14 protein-coding genes are annotated in these 15551 nt (G+C 51.9%); all 14 read right to left on the bottom strand.

Features of this window, described 5'->3' with window-relative positions:
• Positions 1–126 precede the first annotated feature (126 nt).
• The 14 genes from spoIVB to HMPREF1548_RS09315 all read right to left on the bottom strand — a co-directional run bounded on the left by spoIVB (position 127) and on the right by HMPREF1548_RS09315 (position 15493).
• Complete coding sequence (gene spoIVB, locus HMPREF1548_RS09385; RefSeq protein ID WP_286137908.1) at positions 127–1431, bottom strand: SpoIVB peptidase; 1305 nt, start codon at positions 1429–1431, stop codon at positions 127–129.
• Positions 1432–1666: 235 nt separating this feature from the next.
• Positions 1667–3352: a DNA repair protein RecN gene (gene recN, locus HMPREF1548_RS09375; RefSeq protein WP_035321653.1), complete on the bottom strand. Its 1686-nt coding sequence runs from the start codon at positions 3350–3352 to the stop codon at positions 1667–1669.
• Between the two features lie 79 nt (positions 3353–3431).
• Positions 3432–3884 carry an arginine repressor gene (argR, locus tag HMPREF1548_RS09370; RefSeq protein ID WP_021635774.1) on the bottom strand — a complete coding sequence of 151 codons (453 nt, stop codon included), beginning with the start codon at positions 3882–3884 and terminating at the stop codon, positions 3432–3434.
• 4 nt (positions 3885–3888) lie between these two features.
• A complete protein-coding gene (locus tag HMPREF1548_RS09365) occupies positions 3889–4761 on the bottom strand; it encodes an NAD(+)/NADH kinase (protein WP_021635773.1) in 873 nt (290 codons plus the stop codon).
• A gap of 6 nt (positions 4762–4767) precedes the next feature.
• Complete coding sequence (locus HMPREF1548_RS09360; protein ID WP_021635772.1) at positions 4768–5670, bottom strand: TlyA family RNA methyltransferase; 903 nt, start codon at positions 5668–5670, stop codon at positions 4768–4770.
• On the bottom strand, positions 5670–7532 hold the full coding sequence (gene dxs / locus HMPREF1548_RS09355) for a 1-deoxy-D-xylulose-5-phosphate synthase (RefSeq protein ID WP_021635771.1): 1863 nt from the start codon (positions 7530–7532) through the stop codon (positions 5670–5672). The genes HMPREF1548_RS09360 and dxs overlap by 1 nt, the downstream gene beginning before the upstream one ends.
• 16 nt (positions 7533–7548) lie before the next feature.
• Positions 7549–8493: a polyprenyl synthetase family protein gene (locus tag HMPREF1548_RS09350; RefSeq protein WP_021635770.1), complete on the bottom strand. Its 945-nt coding sequence runs from the start codon at positions 8491–8493 to the stop codon at positions 7549–7551.
• The gene (xseB, locus tag HMPREF1548_RS09345) at positions 8483–8719 is read right to left on the bottom strand and encodes an exodeoxyribonuclease VII small subunit (protein WP_021635769.1); all 237 of its coding nucleotides are present in this window, start codon (positions 8717–8719) and stop codon (positions 8483–8485) included. The genes HMPREF1548_RS09350 and xseB overlap by 11 nt, the downstream gene beginning before the upstream one ends.
• Complete coding sequence (gene xseA, locus HMPREF1548_RS09340) at positions 8716–9942, bottom strand: exodeoxyribonuclease VII large subunit (RefSeq protein ID WP_035321651.1); 1227 nt, start codon at positions 9940–9942, stop codon at positions 8716–8718. Before xseA ends, xseB begins: the two co-directional genes overlap by 4 nt.
• Before the next feature lie 10 nt (positions 9943–9952).
• The gene (gene nusB, locus HMPREF1548_RS09335) at positions 9953–10351 is read right to left on the bottom strand and encodes a transcription antitermination factor NusB (protein WP_021635767.1); all 399 of its coding nucleotides are present in this window, start codon (positions 10349–10351) and stop codon (positions 9953–9955) included.
• A 245-nt stretch (positions 10352–10596) separates the two neighbouring features.
• Positions 10597–10995, bottom strand: coding sequence for an Asp23/Gls24 family envelope stress response protein (locus HMPREF1548_RS09330; RefSeq protein WP_021635765.1), 399 nt, complete (start codon positions 10993–10995; stop codon positions 10597–10599).
• A gap of 177 nt (positions 10996–11172) precedes the next feature.
• Entirely contained in the window at positions 11173–12480 is a 1308-nt protein-coding gene (locus tag HMPREF1548_RS09325) for a transglutaminase domain-containing protein (protein ID WP_021635764.1), read from the bottom strand.
• A 135-nt stretch (positions 12481–12615) separates the two neighbouring features.
• Positions 12616–14211, bottom strand: a complete 1596-nt coding sequence (locus tag HMPREF1548_RS09320; protein ID WP_021635763.1) for a peptide chain release factor 3 — start codon at positions 14209–14211, stop codon at positions 12616–12618.
• 124 nt (positions 14212–14335) lie between these two features.
• Positions 14336–15493: a phosphopentomutase gene (locus HMPREF1548_RS09315; protein WP_035321650.1), complete on the bottom strand. Its 1158-nt coding sequence runs from the start codon at positions 15491–15493 to the stop codon at positions 14336–14338.
• Positions 15494–15551: the final 58 nt, after the last annotated feature.

Below are 15551 nucleotides of genomic sequence, written 5' to 3'. Positions count from 1 at the left end.
GCCGCCGTGGCAGCCTTGGAATTGCGGGCAATTCCAAGGCTGTGGGGCTTCGCCCCATAAAATACAAGGGGAGAGTTCCTTTTTGAGCTAGCTCAAACGGGCCTATCCCCTTGTATTTTGCACGGCTCATTGGAGGAGCATGTTTTCAATAAATATTCCAAATCCTCTTGTGGGGTCCTGGACGAGGACGTGGGTTACGGCGCCTATTAGTTTTCCGTCTTGTATTATTGGGCTTCCGCTCATCCCCTGGACGATTCCTCCGGTGGTTTCCAGGAGGGTTTTGTCGGTGATTTGCAGTTCGATTCCTCTGTTTATATTATCATGGTCCAGGTGGACTGATGTAATTTTTACGTCGTAGAGCTGGGGGGCGCCTCCTACGCTGCAGAGGATCTGGGCGGGGCCCAGGTCTACTTCCTGTTTCAGGCCGATGGGCATGGCCTGTGTGGTGATGTGGGAGGCGGCGGATTCGTTTAGTTCCCCGAATATGCCTTCCACGGTGTTGGCCTCGATTGTTCCCATTTTGTTGCTTTCCTTGTAGTCTATGACTCCGGTAAGCTCTCCCGGGGTGCCGTTCTCTCCTTTGGTTATGGATACAATCTCGGTGGTGTACAGGCTTCCGTTTTTCAGATTCATAAGCGTGGCTGTGTCCATATCGTTGATTCCATGGCCCAGCGCCCCAAAAGAGTTGTTTTCATCCAGGTAGGTGAGCGTCCCCACGCCCTGGGCGTTGTCCCGTATCCAAATGCCCAGCTTGTACTCTCCGTCCTGGTTGCGTTCGGGCCTGACCTTTAAGTCAAATTCCTGGTCTTCCCTGAGGATGGTTAATACCAGCTCCTCTCCATTGCTTTCTTCTATCTGCCGCACAAAGGCGGCTTTCCCTTCTACCTCCCGTCCGTTTACCTTGAGGATATAGTCTCCTTCCTTTAAAAGGTGGCCCACCGGTTCCTTCGCCTGTCCGTCGTCTCCGGTAAAATCCCCTGTGGCAATCACCAGGATTCCTTCGGTTTTTACATAAATTCCGATGGGGATTCCCGCAGGTATCAGTGTCTTGTCGTTGATTACTTGAACGTTTACCGTTTTAAAAGGAATGAGGCCGAACAGCTTCAGATCCATGGTATAGGTCTCAATGTCCTCCGCATAGAGGGTGAGAGGCTCCGCCAGGTCCACGGAGAGGGTTTTCGTCTCCCTGGCATCGACCGCAGCATTCATGCCTGTAACGGGGATGGCTCCATCCTCTGTTTCAGCCGGAGCTTTGTAAAGTTTTCCGGATACCGGAACATTAAGGTCAAGATCCTGCCGGATACCCGCCCGGATATGAATAGCGCCGGGTATTTTTTCCCATATGAGAATCATCCAGCATATAAATAAAGCTGTGATTGAGCCGATCAGCAGCACATATAAAAACAGTCGGTATTTTTCTCTTCTTTCCAATTTTCCACATCCTTCCTGCCGTATATTCCCGCAGTAAGCCAGCCGGCCTGATGGATCTTTTCATCATCAGAAGGGCCGGTGCAGATACCAGGCAGCCTGCCGCCAGGTATCAGACTTCGCTTAAAGCAGGTACAGTGTCTTTGCGTCACAGTTTTTTTCATCTGTAAAACAAAGAAAAGGACATACACGTTACATGTACGTCCTTTCTAGTATGTGACAAATGGTTCAAGATAATTTAGTATTGTTTTGTATTTGCTGCCATTTCTTTCAATTCCCTGGCATTGGCGAGCGAGCTTTCCGTAATGGTATCTGAGCCAAGCATACGGGCAAGCTCGTCTAAAATAGCGTCCCCGCGGATTTCGGCAATGGCGGTAACGGTACTTTCTTCCATGGATTTTTTTTCAATTACAAAATGGTTGTCGGCCATGGCGGCAATCTGTGGAAGGTGGGTAATGCAGATAACCTGGCGGGTTTTGCCAAGAAGCGCCAGCTTCTGTGATACCTTCCATGCGGTTTTGCCGCTGATTCCGGTGTCTATTTCATCGAAAATAAAAGTGTCCTTATCTTCCTGGCCTGCCGTAACCGTTTTTAACGCCAGCATAATACGCGACAGCTCACCGCCGCTGGCTACGCTGGCAAGCGGTCTGCGGGGTTCGCCGGGATTGGTGGAGATCATAAAGGCTGCATCGTCCCAGCCGTCGGGGCCAATGCCCTCCTTTTTCTCCAGAGCCACGCTGAAATCCACCTGGTTGAAATTCAGGTCCAAAAGGGCGTCTATCAGCAGGGCAGACAGCTTCTTGCCCGCGTCTTTCCTGATTTTCGTGGCCCTTGCGCACAGCTTTTCCAGGCCGGCACGGGCCAGCTTTAATTCCTTTTCCAGTTTTTCCCGGTAAGCATCGGCATCCAGGAGCCGTTCCATCTCTTCCTGCTTCTGCTGTTGGTATTGAAAGATTTCTTCTATTGTGGATCCATATTTATCCTTCAGCCGGTTGATTATGTTCAGCCGTTCCTCAATCTGTAAAAATAAGTTCTGGTCAAACTCCAAATCGGACAGGTAATCGGATACAATCCTGTTGAAATCATTGAGCAGGCCGTCGATATCCGTCAGCATGCCTGCCATTTCCTCCAGGGAGGTATCGAAGGCGCTTACACTGTTCAGTTCCCGAAGGGCGCGTCCGGCAGCGCCGCCTGCGCCGCAGTCCGACTCATAGCCGGTGAGGGAATGTACGTTATTCAGCACCTCCGCAATTTTGCGGCTGTTACTCATTTTCCGGTAGCTGTTTTCCAGCTCCTCATCCTCGCCTTCCTTTAAAGAAGCGCTTTCGATTTCTTCCAGTTCAAAGCGGGCCAGGGAAAGCTCCCGTTCCTTTTCCCTTTCATCCAGATTGGTTTCCTTCAGCTGTTCCTGAAGTTTTCTGTAAATATGATATTTCTCTTTTATTTCTTTTTTTATACCGGTAATTTCTTCCCCGGCAAAATCATCCAGAATTTCCAAATGTTTTTTTGACTGCAGCAGCTGCTGGGAATCATGCTGTCCGTGGATATCGATGAGGACGCCGGAAAGCTCCTTCAAAAGCTTGGCATTCACCGTTTCGCCGTTTACCTTGCTGATACTGCGCTGGGGCATGATACGGCGCTGCAGAATGACCAGGCCGTCCTCTTCCACCGGGATGTCCAGCTTCTTCACCCGTTCCAGCTGTCCTTCCTTTTCCAGATGGAAAACCAGCTCGATCAGGGCATAATCGGCTCCTGTCCTGATCAGATCGCGATCGCCCCGGCCTCCCAGCGCGAGCCCCACAGAACCTATAATGATGGATTTTCCTGCGCCGGTTTCACCTGTCAGGATGTTCAGACGGGGCCCGAAATACACCTCGGTCTCCTGAATCAATGCCAGATTTTTAACATGTAGGCTTACTAACATCTTTACTTCTCCTATTGCTCCTTCCGAACGCTTCCCGGCGGGTTCCCCATTCCTGCCCGGCATTGTCTTGCGGCCGCATTTACTTTTCCAGGATTTCCCTGATTTTATCCATCACGATTCTGGTGTCCTCCACACTGCGCACCGCCATCATGATCGTATCGTCTCCTGCAATGCTTCCCACGATTTCCCTGAATTTCATGGCGTCCACAGCCGCAGCCACCGCCATGGCCATACCGGAAACCGTCTTAATTACGAGAATATTCTGAGCCATATCCATAGAAACGAAGCCGTCCCTGAGCACTCTTACATATTTATCCCAGAGATGGCTGTCGTCCTGACGCAGCACCACGTATTTCTGCCTGCCGTTTCCCGCCGGGACCTTGGATAAATGCAGCTGCCTGATATCCCTGGAAACGGTGGCCTGGGTAACCGTAAAGCCGGCTTCCCGCAGTCTGTCCGCCAGTTCTTCCTGGGTCTCTATTTCACTGTTTTCTATTAATTCCACAATTTTCTCATGTCTGCTTTGTTTCATCGGCCTACTCACTCATCTTTCTATGTAAACGCTCCAGGAAACTCAGTTCGCTCAATTTCATAATGGAGGTGGTCTTATCGCTGCGGGTTACCTTAAGCCGGTCCCCGGATTTGAGGATCAGGCAGCGGCTGCCGTCAAAGTTCACCTCTACCTCCTGCTCCTGCCCGGACTGCCTTTCACCGATTTCCACCACAACCTCGTCCTCCGCCCGCAGAATTATGCTTCTGGTATTCAACGTATGAGGACAGATGGGTGTAAGGAGGATCAGACTTGCTCCCGGTTCCACGATGGGGCCGCCGGCCGACATATTGTAGCCGGTGGAGCCGGTGGGAGTTGCAATGACAATGCCATCCGCACCGTAGCTGTTTAGCACCTGGCCGTTTACCCAGATACGGAACTGTATGATCTGCAGCGGGCCTCTTCTTGTGATGGTCACATCGTTGAGCGCATGCACCTGGGCCGTTTCCCCGCTGCCGTCCTCACGGAGCACCCGCCCCGACAGCATCATGCGTTCTTCAATGGTATATTCCTCCCGTAGAAGCTTTTCCAGCGCCAGATCAAGCGCTAAAGGCTCCACCTCGGCAAGGTATCCCACAGTGCCCAGGTTTACGCCCAGAAGGGGGATTCCGCTGGCCGCCGTCTCCCGCGCCGCCTTGAGCATGGTGCCGTCCCCGCCCAGAACGATCATGCAGTCGGAACGGTATGTATCCCCGCCTTCCTTCAGACGGATCTGCTCCTCCGTTTCGTTATCCGCACAAATTATGCAGGCGGCACCTCTTTCCTCCAGATATTTACGGATGTAGTAGGTGACCTTCAGTCCCGGGTCTTTCGGTCTGTTTGTCATGATAATATAATGTTTGCCGCACCCTATACCCATTTCCTGTTACCCCTGTTTTCCATCCTTTTCCAGAGCCTCATGCGCCTGCTCCACGATATTGCGTATGTTTTCCTTCCATTCCTGCTTTGCACACAGATCTGCGCCTTCCGCCTGCACCCCGGCCAGCATGCGTTCCGCTTCATGCTCCGTAAGCGAGATGATTTCTTCCGGCAGCGCCGTCTTTTTTTCCAGGAAAACCAGATACTCGATATTTCCTTCCGGCCCTTTCACCGGAGAATAGGTCAGTCCCTGTACACTGAAGCCGGTAAGGTCTGCAAAATCAATGACCTTGGCAATGACCTCCCGGTGTATCTCAGGTTCCCGTACCACTCCCTTTTTTCCCACCTTATCCCTGCCCGCCTCAAACTGGGGCTTGATAAGACATACCATGCGCCCGCTCTCTTTAAGCAGGTTTCTGGCGGGAATCAGTATTTTGGTCAGGGAAATAAAGGAAACGTCCACCGAGGCAAAATCCAGTGCATCCTGAATATCCGAGGGCACCATATAACGGAAATTGGTCTTTTCCATGCATACCACGCGTTCATCATTCCTCAGCTTCCAGGCGAGCTGTCCGTGGCCCACGTCCACGGAGTATACCTTAGCAGCCCCGCTTTGCAGCATGCAGTCGGTAAAGCCGCCGGTGGAAGCGCCGATATCCATGCATACGCTGCCGGCCAGGGTGATGGGAAAGCACTGCATGGCTTTCTCCAGCTTCAGACCGCCTCTGCTCACATATTTCAATGGATTTTCTTTTACCGTTATCACTGCCGCCTCATCAAAAACAGAGCCGGCCTTATCCTCCCGCTGTCCGGCAACAAACACATTGCCGGACATGATGATGGCCTTCGCCTTTTCCCGGGAGGGCGCCAGCCCCTGTTTTACCAGAAGCACATCCAATCGTTCCTTCATCAGTTCTCCCCTAACTCTTCATGAATCCTTTTTAATATGGATTCACTGTCTATTCCTATTTCCTGCTTCAAAAGCTCCACATTGCCGTGCTCCACATACTCATCGGGAATGGCAATGGAGAGGACGCGCACCTTAAGGCCGCACTCGTCAACAAAGGTGCGGACACGCTCGCCGAAGCCGCCGCTTTCCACATTTTCCTCCATAGTAACCAACAGGCTGTGGGTATGGGACAGCTTACGGATCATTTCTTCATCAATGGGCTTTACGAACCTGGCGTTAACAAGGGTACAGAACCGGCCCTGCCTTTTCAGGCTGCCATAGACCTCTTCCCCTGTTTTTACCATGCTCCCCACCGCCAGGAGGGCGATATCCTTTTCTTCATATATCATTTCGCTGCGGCCGTATTCAATGGGAGCCCGGAAACCGGACAGGCCGTCATAGGCCTCTCCTCTGGGATAACGCAGCGCAATCGGCCCCTGGAAGGCCACCGCAAACTTCAGCATATCGGATAGCTCCCATTTATTCTTGGGCGCCATGATATGCATATTGGGAATGGAGGACAGATAGGACAGGTCGAAAATACCCTGATGGGTTTCCCCGTCGCTGCCCACCAGCCCCGCTCTGTCTATGGCAAATACCACCGGCAGATTCTGGATGCAGACGTCGTGGAGAATCTGATCATAAGCCCTTTGCAGGAAAGAGGAATAAACCGCCACCACCGGACGCAGGCCTCCCGCAGCAAGCCCCGCGGCAAAGGTCACCGCATGCTGTTCTGCAATCCCCACATCAAAAAAGCGGTCCGGATAGGCATGGCTGAAGCGTTTCAGCCCGGTTCCGTCCGGCATGGCCGCCGTAATCGCCACTATTTTTTCATTCCGCTGGCCCTGCTTAATCATGACTGTGGAAAAAATATCCGTATAATTGGCCTTCATTTTCTTCTTCAGCGGCACGCCTGTGGCAACGTCAAAGGGCTCCGCTCCATGAAAACGGGCGGGATGGTTCTCCGCCGGCGCATAGCCCTTGCCCTTTTTGGTGAGTACATGGATCATGACAGCATTTTTTCTGCGTTTTGCCTCATTGATTACGCGGATCAGGGAATTGGTGTCATGGCCGTCCACCGGCCCCAGATAGGTAATGCCCATATCCTCAAAAAACATGCCGGGGATTACAAGCTGCTTTAAGCTGTTCTTGGCGCGGCGGATGCCGGCAACCACCGGTTCGCCGTATTTGGTGTTGCGGATGGCGTCGTAGATGCCGTCCTTCACATCCAGATAGGCGTTTGAGGTACGGATATTGTTCAGATATTTGGATACGCCGCCCACATTTTCGGATATGGACATGTTGTTGTCATTTAAAATAATGATAAAATTCGTTTCCAGCCGGGCCGCGTTGTTCAGTGCTTCATAAGCCATGCCCCCCGTGAGGGAGCCGTCGCCGATTACCGAAACAATGGTGTGGTTTTCCCCCTGGAGATCCCTGGCCTTGACAAGTCCCAGGCCCGCAGAGATGGAGGTGGAGCTGTGCCCCGTATCAAAGCTGTCACAGTCGCTTTCCTTCCGCTTGGGGAAGCCGCTCATGCCGCCGTACTTGCGCAGGGTTTCAAAGCCCTCCCGCCTTCCGGTGAGCAGCTTGTGGGTGTAGGACTGATGTCCCACATCCCAGATGATTTTATCCTCAGGAAGGTTCAGGGCCAGGTGAAGGGCCATGGTAAGCTCCACCGCGCCCAGGTTGGATCCCAGATGGCCTCCCGTCACACTTATTTTATTGACGAGAAACTCCCGGATTTCCGCCGCCAGCGCCTGATAGTCCCTTGGGTTTATATTTTTGATGTCATTTTCTTTTTGTATCTGATCGAGAAGCATAATAGGATGCCCCCTTCTATTTTTTTCTGGTAATGAGATCTTCCACCAGCTTTTCCAGGAAATCATTACGCCGTGTATCTGCCTGCGGCATTCCTTCCTGTGCTGCAACGCAGGCCAGGCCGGCAATGGCTTCCTCGGAAAGCCTGCGCACCTGTTCTGCGGATTTCTCCATTCCGTTCAGGGATACATAGGTTACCTTATGGTTTTTCAGATCGCTTCCGGTCTGCTTGCCCAAAACCTCCAGGCTGCTCGTCAGATCCAGAATATCATCCTGTATCTGGAAGGCAAGGCCGATATTGGAGCCTATCCGTTCCAGCGCCTCAAGCTGCCCGTCCGCAGCACCGGCCAGGACAGCGCCGATCATCATGGAGCTTTGGATCAGGGCCGCAGTTTTATTTTCATGGATAAAAAGGAGAAGCTCCTGTGTCACCTGCTCCTCCGGCAGCTCTTCCGCTTCCGTATCCGCTGTCTGTCCGCCGATCATGCCGTAAATTCCGGCCTTCCCCGCGAGAATGGACATGGCTTTGGCGCACCGGTTAAGTCCGTCGATGCTCTGACCGGCCTCCGGCATGTTAAAGGCTTTACAGGCGGTTTCAAAGGCATAATTTAAAAGGGCGTCTCCGGCCAGGACAGCCATGCCTTCCCCATAAACCGCATGGGTGGTCTTCCTGCCTCTCCGGTATTCATCATTATCCATGCAGGGCAGATCGTCATGCACCAGGGAATAGGTATGAATCATTTCAATTGCAGCCATAAAAGGCTCTACCAGGCGGCCTTTTCCGCCAAACAGCCGGAAGACTTCCTGCATCAGCATGGGGCGCAGACGCTTTCCGCCGGCAAGCACACTGTAGTTCATGGCTTCCAGCACTGTTTTCTGGTACCCTTCCTCTGCCGGAAGGTATTGTCTGAGTATCGCTTCAATCCCCGACACTCTTTCCTGCAGCTCGGCTTCAAAATTCATCCAGTCCGCCCTCCTCGTTCAGCATCATTACCTTCTTTTCCACCTTATCTATCTTATCATTGCATATTTTCAGCAAATCCATTCCTTTTTTATACGCCTGGAAGGAATCCTCCAGCGTTATTTCCTCATCCTCAAGGGTTCGGGTAATATCGTCAAGGAGGATAAAAGCCTCTTCCAAAGAAGGGCCGGCTTCCTGTTTTTCATCCTTCAACTCTTCCGGTTTCATGCTTCCAATACTCCTTTCTCCTGCTTCCATTTTTCCTTGTCTACCACCTGGGCCTCTATCCGGCCGTTTTTCACATGAACGGTCAGACGGTCGCCTACCCGGACATGATCCACATCGGATACTGTTTTCCCTTTCTCATCCGACACATAGGAAAAGCCCTGATTCAGCTTGTCCAGAGGGGAAAGGCCCTTCAGCTTTTCCGTATATAGGCCGAGCAGGTAGCGTTTTTCCCTGATATGACGCTGCATCAGCGCCGAGAGCTGTTCCTCCATGCGCATGGCAAGAGTCCGTTTTTCCCTGATCTGGCTGGCCGGGCTTAAGTACTGCAGCTTCGTCTGCGCCTGTTTCACCCTGGACCGTTCCCTGTCCAGGCGGGTTAACATCCTGCGGGTTAAGTCCCCTTTGCAGGAATCCAGCACCGCTTCCAGCTGGCGGACATCATATACGGCCAACTCCGCTGCCGCCGAAGGCGTGGGCGCGCGTAAATCCGATACAAAATCAATAATTGTCGTATCCGTCTCATGTCCCACTGCGGAAATAATGGGAACGCTGCAGTCAAACACGGCCTGGGCCACGGCTTCTTCATTAAAGGCCCACAGGTCTTCAATGGATCCGCCGCCGCGTCCCACAATCATCACATCCACACCCAGCTGCTCCAGCGCATGGATCCCCTGGATGATGCTGGCCGCCGCCTGTTCTCCCTGTACGATTGCGGGGTAGAGGATAATCCGTACATACGGATTCCTCCGGCGTGTGATATTGATAATATCCTGCACAGCTGCCCCGGTAGGCGCTGTTACCACCCCCAGGGTCCTGATGTATTTGGGCACAGGCTGTTTATACTCCGGGGCAAAAAGCCCCCGCTGGGCCAGTTCTTTTTTCAGCCGCTCAAATTTCTCATATAAATAACCGGCTCCGTCCAGGATAATCTCCCTGGCATAGAGCTGGTATTTTCCATCCCGTTCATAAACCTCGACGCTTCCGCCCACTACCACCTGCTGGCCTTCTTCCATGCGGAATTTAAGGCCGCTGCGGTTTCCCGCAAACATGACGCAGGCAATCGTGCCCCTGGCATCCTTGATTGTAAAATAAATATGCCCGGAAGAATGATACTTGCAGTTGCTCACTTCTCCCTTGACATAAATATTCTGCAGCATGAAATCCTGTGAAAACATGTTCTTGATATAAGAATTCACCTGCGCTACAGTATATACATTTCTCACTTGGTTTCCTCTATACAAACCGGGCAAGCACGCCGTTTACAAATCCGGAGGATTCATCCTGCCCAAATTTCTTGGCCAGCTCCACGGCTTCGTTAATTGCCACGCTGTCCGGCACCTCTTCGTCAAATTTAATCTCATAAACAGCCAGGCGGATGATGGTAAGATCCACCTTCCCCATTCTGGAGGTCGTCCAGCCCCTGGCCGTCGTATTTATCATTTCATCAATTTCAGGAAGCTTTTCCTGGATTTTATCAAATTTCCCCTGGATATAGGCGATATCCTTCTCGGGGATGCCGTTCTCCTCATCTTCAAAGAAAAGCGCGCACTGCTCCGGCATCTCTTCCTTCTGATTGAATTCCACACGGAACAGCAGCTTGAATATCTGTTCCCTCTGTTCTCTTCTGCCCATTGTTTCCTCAATTCCGCCGTTATCCGGCTTTCTCTAGTGCGCGGCCATACCTGTCCGTACGTCCGCATATATATGCAGGCCTTCCTGCCGCCCTGCACTTATGCCGGAAGTGCCTTTCGGATTCCGAAAGGCACCTGCCGTTATTCCCTCTCTTTTCTTCTGCCGGAGCCCGGCATGCGATTGCGGGAAGCATTTATCGAATATCCGCAGCAGTTAGGACATCCAGGCCGCCACGTCCTCCGGTATCAGTTGCCCGGCTCCATATTCACATTGACAATGCGGATATTTACATCGGTCACTGTAAGCCCTGTCATATTCTCAATGGCATTCTTTACCTTTTCCTGTACCTTTGAGCAGGTTTCCGGAATGTTGTAGCCGTATTCCAGAGACAGCGCCAGATCCGCCTTCACCGTATTACCCGTCACCTGTACTTTAACGCCTTTGGTCAGGTTCTTCACGCCGACCTTTCCTATCAGTTCATTGGTAATATTGCCTGCCATGGCGGACACACCTTCCACTTCCGTCGCCGCAAGGGATGTGATCATGGCCACAACCTCGTCCGCTATCTGCACGGAGCCAATGCTGTCATCTCCCTGCAGAACAAATGTATTTCTATTGCTGTCTTTCCTTGTATCTTTTTCCATAAGGCTGCCTCCTTTATTCCTATAACACTGATTATAACAAAATCCTGTATCTTTGCAAAGTCTTTTTATGCGGGTAGCTTGCTTGTAACTGTCCGGTTCCCTCACAGTTACTGTCAAAATCTGTCCCAAATCGTCTTTGGAAATGGATTTTGGCGCTCCTGGATCACTTTCTTACGGTTATTCCAGCCAGAAGCTGAGAGTGTATTGTTCCGGGGTGTCTACGTAGGCGGCGGATGAACCGCCGTTTTTCAGGTAGGTAAAAATTTCCTGGTCATCCAGGAGCTTCTGTTTCATTTGCCGGTAGATATCGGCGTCAGCGCATTTCAGGGTTACCATTCCCTTTTGTTCTTCATAGCCCCGGGCGAAGAGCCGGGCGAGTTTATCTTCGTCCACAGTGTCAAAGTAGGCGTTCTCCCGCACGTAATAGTTGTCCTTCATGGCAGTGCAGTCGGGCAGCGGGAAAAAGTTGTCTATGGTATGGGTGCGCAGGAGCTGCTGTGTGGTGACGAGGAGGTAGTCGTAGTTGACGCTGGGGCGTTTTTTGCCCTGCCAGGCGGGGTCGTCATCTCCCATGAGGTAGAAGGCATCTCCCCATGTGGGATCCGCATAATACCATTCACCGTCGGATTGGACCAGGTCCCAGGCATGGGCTTCCCCGTTCTTCACTTCGCCGGTAACCAGCACTGCCGGAATATCCACGCGGCTGCAGAGGAGCTGGAATGCCTTTGCATAGCCCTGGCAGACGGATTCTCCATAGAGGAAAACGGAGCAGACGGTCTGGTTTTCCGGGGAATCCAGTCTGTAATCCGTATGTTCTATCATGTAATCGTAGATGTACTTGATTTTCTGATAGTCATCCATTCCGCTATGTATGCCGGAAAGCGCGGTTTCTATGTAGGCTTCTATTCCTTTTTTTCTTTGTTCGGCTTCCGCCTGCGTCAGGGTGTAGCGGGCGGTAAATGTGATCTTATGGATTTCCTCTCCCAGGGTGTGTTTGGTATAAGTATACCCATCCACGTAAAAAATTTCGGGATGATCCGCTAAAACACTGTTGAAAACCGGCTCCAGCAGTTCAGGCTTTAATGTGGTAAGCTCCGTTTCCTGAGAGAAGCCTGTGATGGACTGCAGCATCTGGAGATAGAGGGATTTTTCTTCTTCGTCCAGAAGGCTGTAGGCATAGCCGGTTTCAGCGGGCTGCGCAGGCCGCACCCCCTCGGCAGTCCGGTCGGTTCCGTTTTCCTGCGTTCCCTGGGGCTCAGGTTCTGCGGTTTCCTGCATTGTTCCGGCGTTTTGTCCGCCGGATGCGCCGTCCGGCCGGGATTCCTGAAGGGAGAGGGTTTCCCCGTCCTGTCCGGCTATCTGTGTTTCCTGCTGCGCTTTTCTGAGGGACGCAAGGTCCGGAAGCCGGCCCTCCCATGCCCAATAGGCTGTCAGAAGAATCAGAAGAACCAGAATGACTACTACGGTTTTGGAAAATTTCTTCATACTGCATGACTCCTGTCCATTGTGGCCGTTTTGGCTGTTGTCACTTTCCCGTTCCGCCCTTTTTTGGCGTTTTGTCGTGCCGTAGTCCTTTTTATAGCAGAATTGCCCAGGCTGTCTTAAGCCGTTGCTTTTTTATCAGTTGCGGCCGAATTCGGTTAAAATCAGGCCTTTATTTCTGTCTAATGTCATCCCTACGCTCCATTCATTTACGAAAAGGAGCAGCGGGTTGCCTCTCATATCCTTAACCTTCTTCATGTCGGAGGTTCCGGTCAGCTTGTCCAAATCGATTTCGTCCTTATTTTCTATCCAGCGGATATATTCATAGGGAAGGGGTTCCAGCCTGATTTCCACATTATATTCATTGTTGAGCCGGTATTTAAGCACATCGAACTGCAGGACGCCTACCACGCCTACAATAATCTCTTCCATACCGGTATTGTATTCCTGAAAAATCTGGATGGCGCCTTCCTGGGCGATCTGGTTAATTCCCTTCACGAACTGCTTCCGCTTCATGGTATCCACCTGGCGCACCCTGGCAAAATGCTCTGGCGCAAAGGTAGGAATGCCTTCGTAGGCAAAGCTTTCCTTCGGCATGCAGAGGGTATCCCCGATGGAAAAAATACCGGGGTCAAATACGCCGATAATATCGCCGGCATAGGCTTCCTCCAGGATTTTCCGTTCGCTGGCCATGATCTGCTGGGGCTGGGAAAGGCGCATTATCTTCCCGCCCTGCACATGCTTTACTTCCATGCTGGCCTCGAACTTGCCGGAGCATATACGCATGAACGCGATTCTGTCACGGTGGGCTTTATTCATATTGGCCTGGATTTTAAATACAAAGGCGGAAAAATTATTTTCCACAGGATCGATAAGTCCCGTATCCGCCCTTCTGGGGAGAGGGGTGGTGGTCATTTCCAGGAAATGCTGCAAAAAGATTTCCACACCGAAGTTGGTCAGGGCTGATCCGAAAAATACGGGGGTCAGTTCCCCCTTCTGTACTTCTTCCAAATCAAATTCCGCGCTGGCGCCGTCAAGAAGCTCGATTTCCTCTAACAGCTTGTCCATTGCTTCCTGACCGATGCAGTCGCGGAGCCTGTCTTCCTCCTCCAGAGGAATTTCCATGGCTTCGCCTTCCCTGGTTCCTTTTTCCGTATCGGAATAGATGATCACACAGCGTTTATCCCGGTCGAAAATTCCTTTGAAGCCTTTTCCTGATCCAATCGGCCAGTTTTTGGGGCAGGTTGCAATGCCCAGCTCTTTTTCGATTTCATCCAGAAGATCAAAGGTATCATTGGCATCCCGGTCCATTTTGTTGATAAATGTGAAGATGGGGATTTTACGCATGACGCAGACCTTAAAAAGCTTTCTTGTCTGTGCCTCAACACCCTTGGAGCCGTCAATTACCATGACGGCGGAATCCGCAGCCATCAGGGTACGGTAGGTGTCCTCGGAGAAATCCTGGTGTCCGGGGGTATCAAGAATATTGATGCAGTATCCGTCATATTCAAACTGTAATACGGAGGAGGTGACGGAAATACCTCTCTCCTTTTCTATTTCCATCCAGTCGGAAACAGCGTGTCTGGCGGTTGCCTTGCCTTTTACGCTTCCGGCCAGGTTAATGGCTCCTCCGTAGAGCAGGAATTTTTCGGTCAGGGTCGTTTTTCCGGCATCGGGATGGGATATAATTGCAAAAGTCCTTCTTCTGTTGATTTCCTGTGTCAGGTTGCTCACTTTTTTCTTTCCTCCAAAACGTTATGTTAAGCCGGAAATCCCGGCATTATTTATGCGGTATATCATTCCTCCATGGCAAGTCGGAACAGGCATGCTGGCAGCGGGAATGAATTTCAGACATGCGCTAGTGGGGAAGCATGCTTTTTGCTTCAAATTCGGGGGTGATTCCGAAATAATCAAGAACCGTGGCGCCGATGTCCGCGAAGGTGCTTCTGGTTCCCAGGTTGCGGGGCGCAATCCTCTTTCCATATAAAAGGAAGGGAGTGTATTCCCTGGAATGGTCTGTGGAGACGGTATAGCCGGGGTCGCAGCCGTGGTCGGCTGTGATCATGAGCAGATCGTCCTCCTGCATTTTGCCGAGGATTTCGGGAAGGCGCTCATCAAAATAGGTGAGGGCTCTGGCGTAGCCGTCAATGTCGTTGCGGTGGCCGTAAAGCATGTCATAGTCAACCAGGTTGATAAAGCAGAGGCCTTCAAACTCTTTGTCCATATAGGCAAGGGTTTTGTTGATGCCGTCTTCGTTTCCCTGGGTGTAGGTATATTCGGTAAGGCCTTTTCCTGCAAAAATGTCGTGTATTTTGCCAACGCCGATGACGTCTTTGCCGTTGTCCCTGAGCTGATCCAGCATATCCACGGACGGCGGCTCTATTGAAAAGTCATGGCGGCCTGTGGTTCTGGTATAGCTGCCGCTGTTTCCGGTAAAGGGGCGGGCGATGACACGGCCCACACCATGTTCCCCGGTGAGGATCTGGCGGGCAATGCGGCAGTATTCGTAGAGGGTCTCGGGAGGGACAATGTCTTCATGGGCCGCTATCTGGAACACGCTGTCGGCTGAGGTGTAGACAATGAGCTTCCCGGTCCTGACGTGTTCGTCTCCGTAATCCCGGATTACGTCAGTTCCTGAGTAGGGCTTATTGCAGAGGATACCGCGGCCGGTACGGCGGGTGAATTCATCAAGAAGCTCTGCGGGAAAACCGTCAGGGTAGGTGGGAAGGGGACGGCCTGAATAGATGCCTGCGATTTCCCAGTGGCCGATGGTGGTGTCTTTGCCTTTGGAGGCTTCCTGCATGCGGGCTACTGTGGCAAGGGGGGCATCTGTGCCTGAATGCCAGTCGATTCCTTCTATATTAAAGAGTCCCAGCTTTTCCATGTTGGGCATATGAAAAAAGGGGCTGGAGGCGGCGCTTTTGAGCGTGTTGGTGCCGGCGTCGCCGTATTCGGGGGCGTCGGGTTCTGCGCCGATGCCTACGCTGTCAAGGACGAAAAGGAAGATTCTTTTCATGGGGGTGGGCTCCTTTCAAAAAAGATGTAAGGGATAAGGGATAAGGGCGGGGGATCGG

Origin of the sequence: Clostridium sp. KLE 1755 (assembly GCF_000466465.2) — a bacterium.
Classification (GTDB): Bacteria; Bacillota; Clostridia; order Lachnospirales; family Lachnospiraceae; genus Eisenbergiella; species Eisenbergiella porci.
Note: the sequence above shows the minus strand (reverse complement) of the source record. Positions and strands in the feature narration are given on the sequence as shown.

What these genes read in the sequence shown, in the direction of transcription:
- recN (WP_035321653.1), bottom strand. Translation starts at nt 3,352, where the DNA reads ATGTTAGTAAGCCTACATGTTAAAAATCTGGCATTGATTCAGGAGACC.
- argR (WP_021635774.1), bottom strand. Translation starts at nt 3,884, where the DNA reads ATGAAACAAAGCAGACATGAGAAAATTGTGGAATTAATAGAAAACAGT.
- HMPREF1548_RS09365 (WP_021635773.1), bottom strand. Translation starts at nt 4,761, where the DNA reads ATGGGTATAGGGTGCGGCAAACATTATATTATCATGACAAACAGACCG.
- HMPREF1548_RS09360 (WP_021635772.1), bottom strand. Translation starts at nt 5,670, where the DNA reads ATGAAGGAACGATTGGATGTGCTTCTGGTAAAACAGGGGCTGGCGCCC.
- dxs (WP_021635771.1), bottom strand. Translation starts at nt 7,532, where the DNA reads ATGCTTCTCGATCAGATACAAAAAGAAAATGACATCAAAAATATAAAC.
- HMPREF1548_RS09350 (WP_021635770.1), bottom strand. Translation starts at nt 8,493, where the DNA reads ATGAATTTTGAAGCCGAGCTGCAGGAAAGAGTGTCGGGGATTGAAGCG.
- xseB (WP_021635769.1), bottom strand. Translation starts at nt 8,719, where the DNA reads ATGAAACCGGAAGAGTTGAAGGATGAAAAACAGGAAGCCGGCCCTTCT.
- nusB (WP_021635767.1), bottom strand. Translation starts at nt 10,351, where the DNA reads ATGGGCAGAAGAGAACAGAGGGAACAGATATTCAAGCTGCTGTTCCGT.
- HMPREF1548_RS09330 (WP_021635765.1), bottom strand. Translation starts at nt 10,995, where the DNA reads ATGGAAAAAGATACAAGGAAAGACAGCAATAGAAATACATTTGTTCTG.
- HMPREF1548_RS09325 (WP_021635764.1), bottom strand. Translation starts at nt 12,480, where the DNA reads ATGAAGAAATTTTCCAAAACCGTAGTAGTCATTCTGGTTCTTCTGATT.
- HMPREF1548_RS09315 (WP_035321650.1), bottom strand. Translation starts at nt 15,493, where the DNA reads ATGAAAAGAATCTTCCTTTTCGTCCTTGACAGCGTAGGCATCGGCGCA.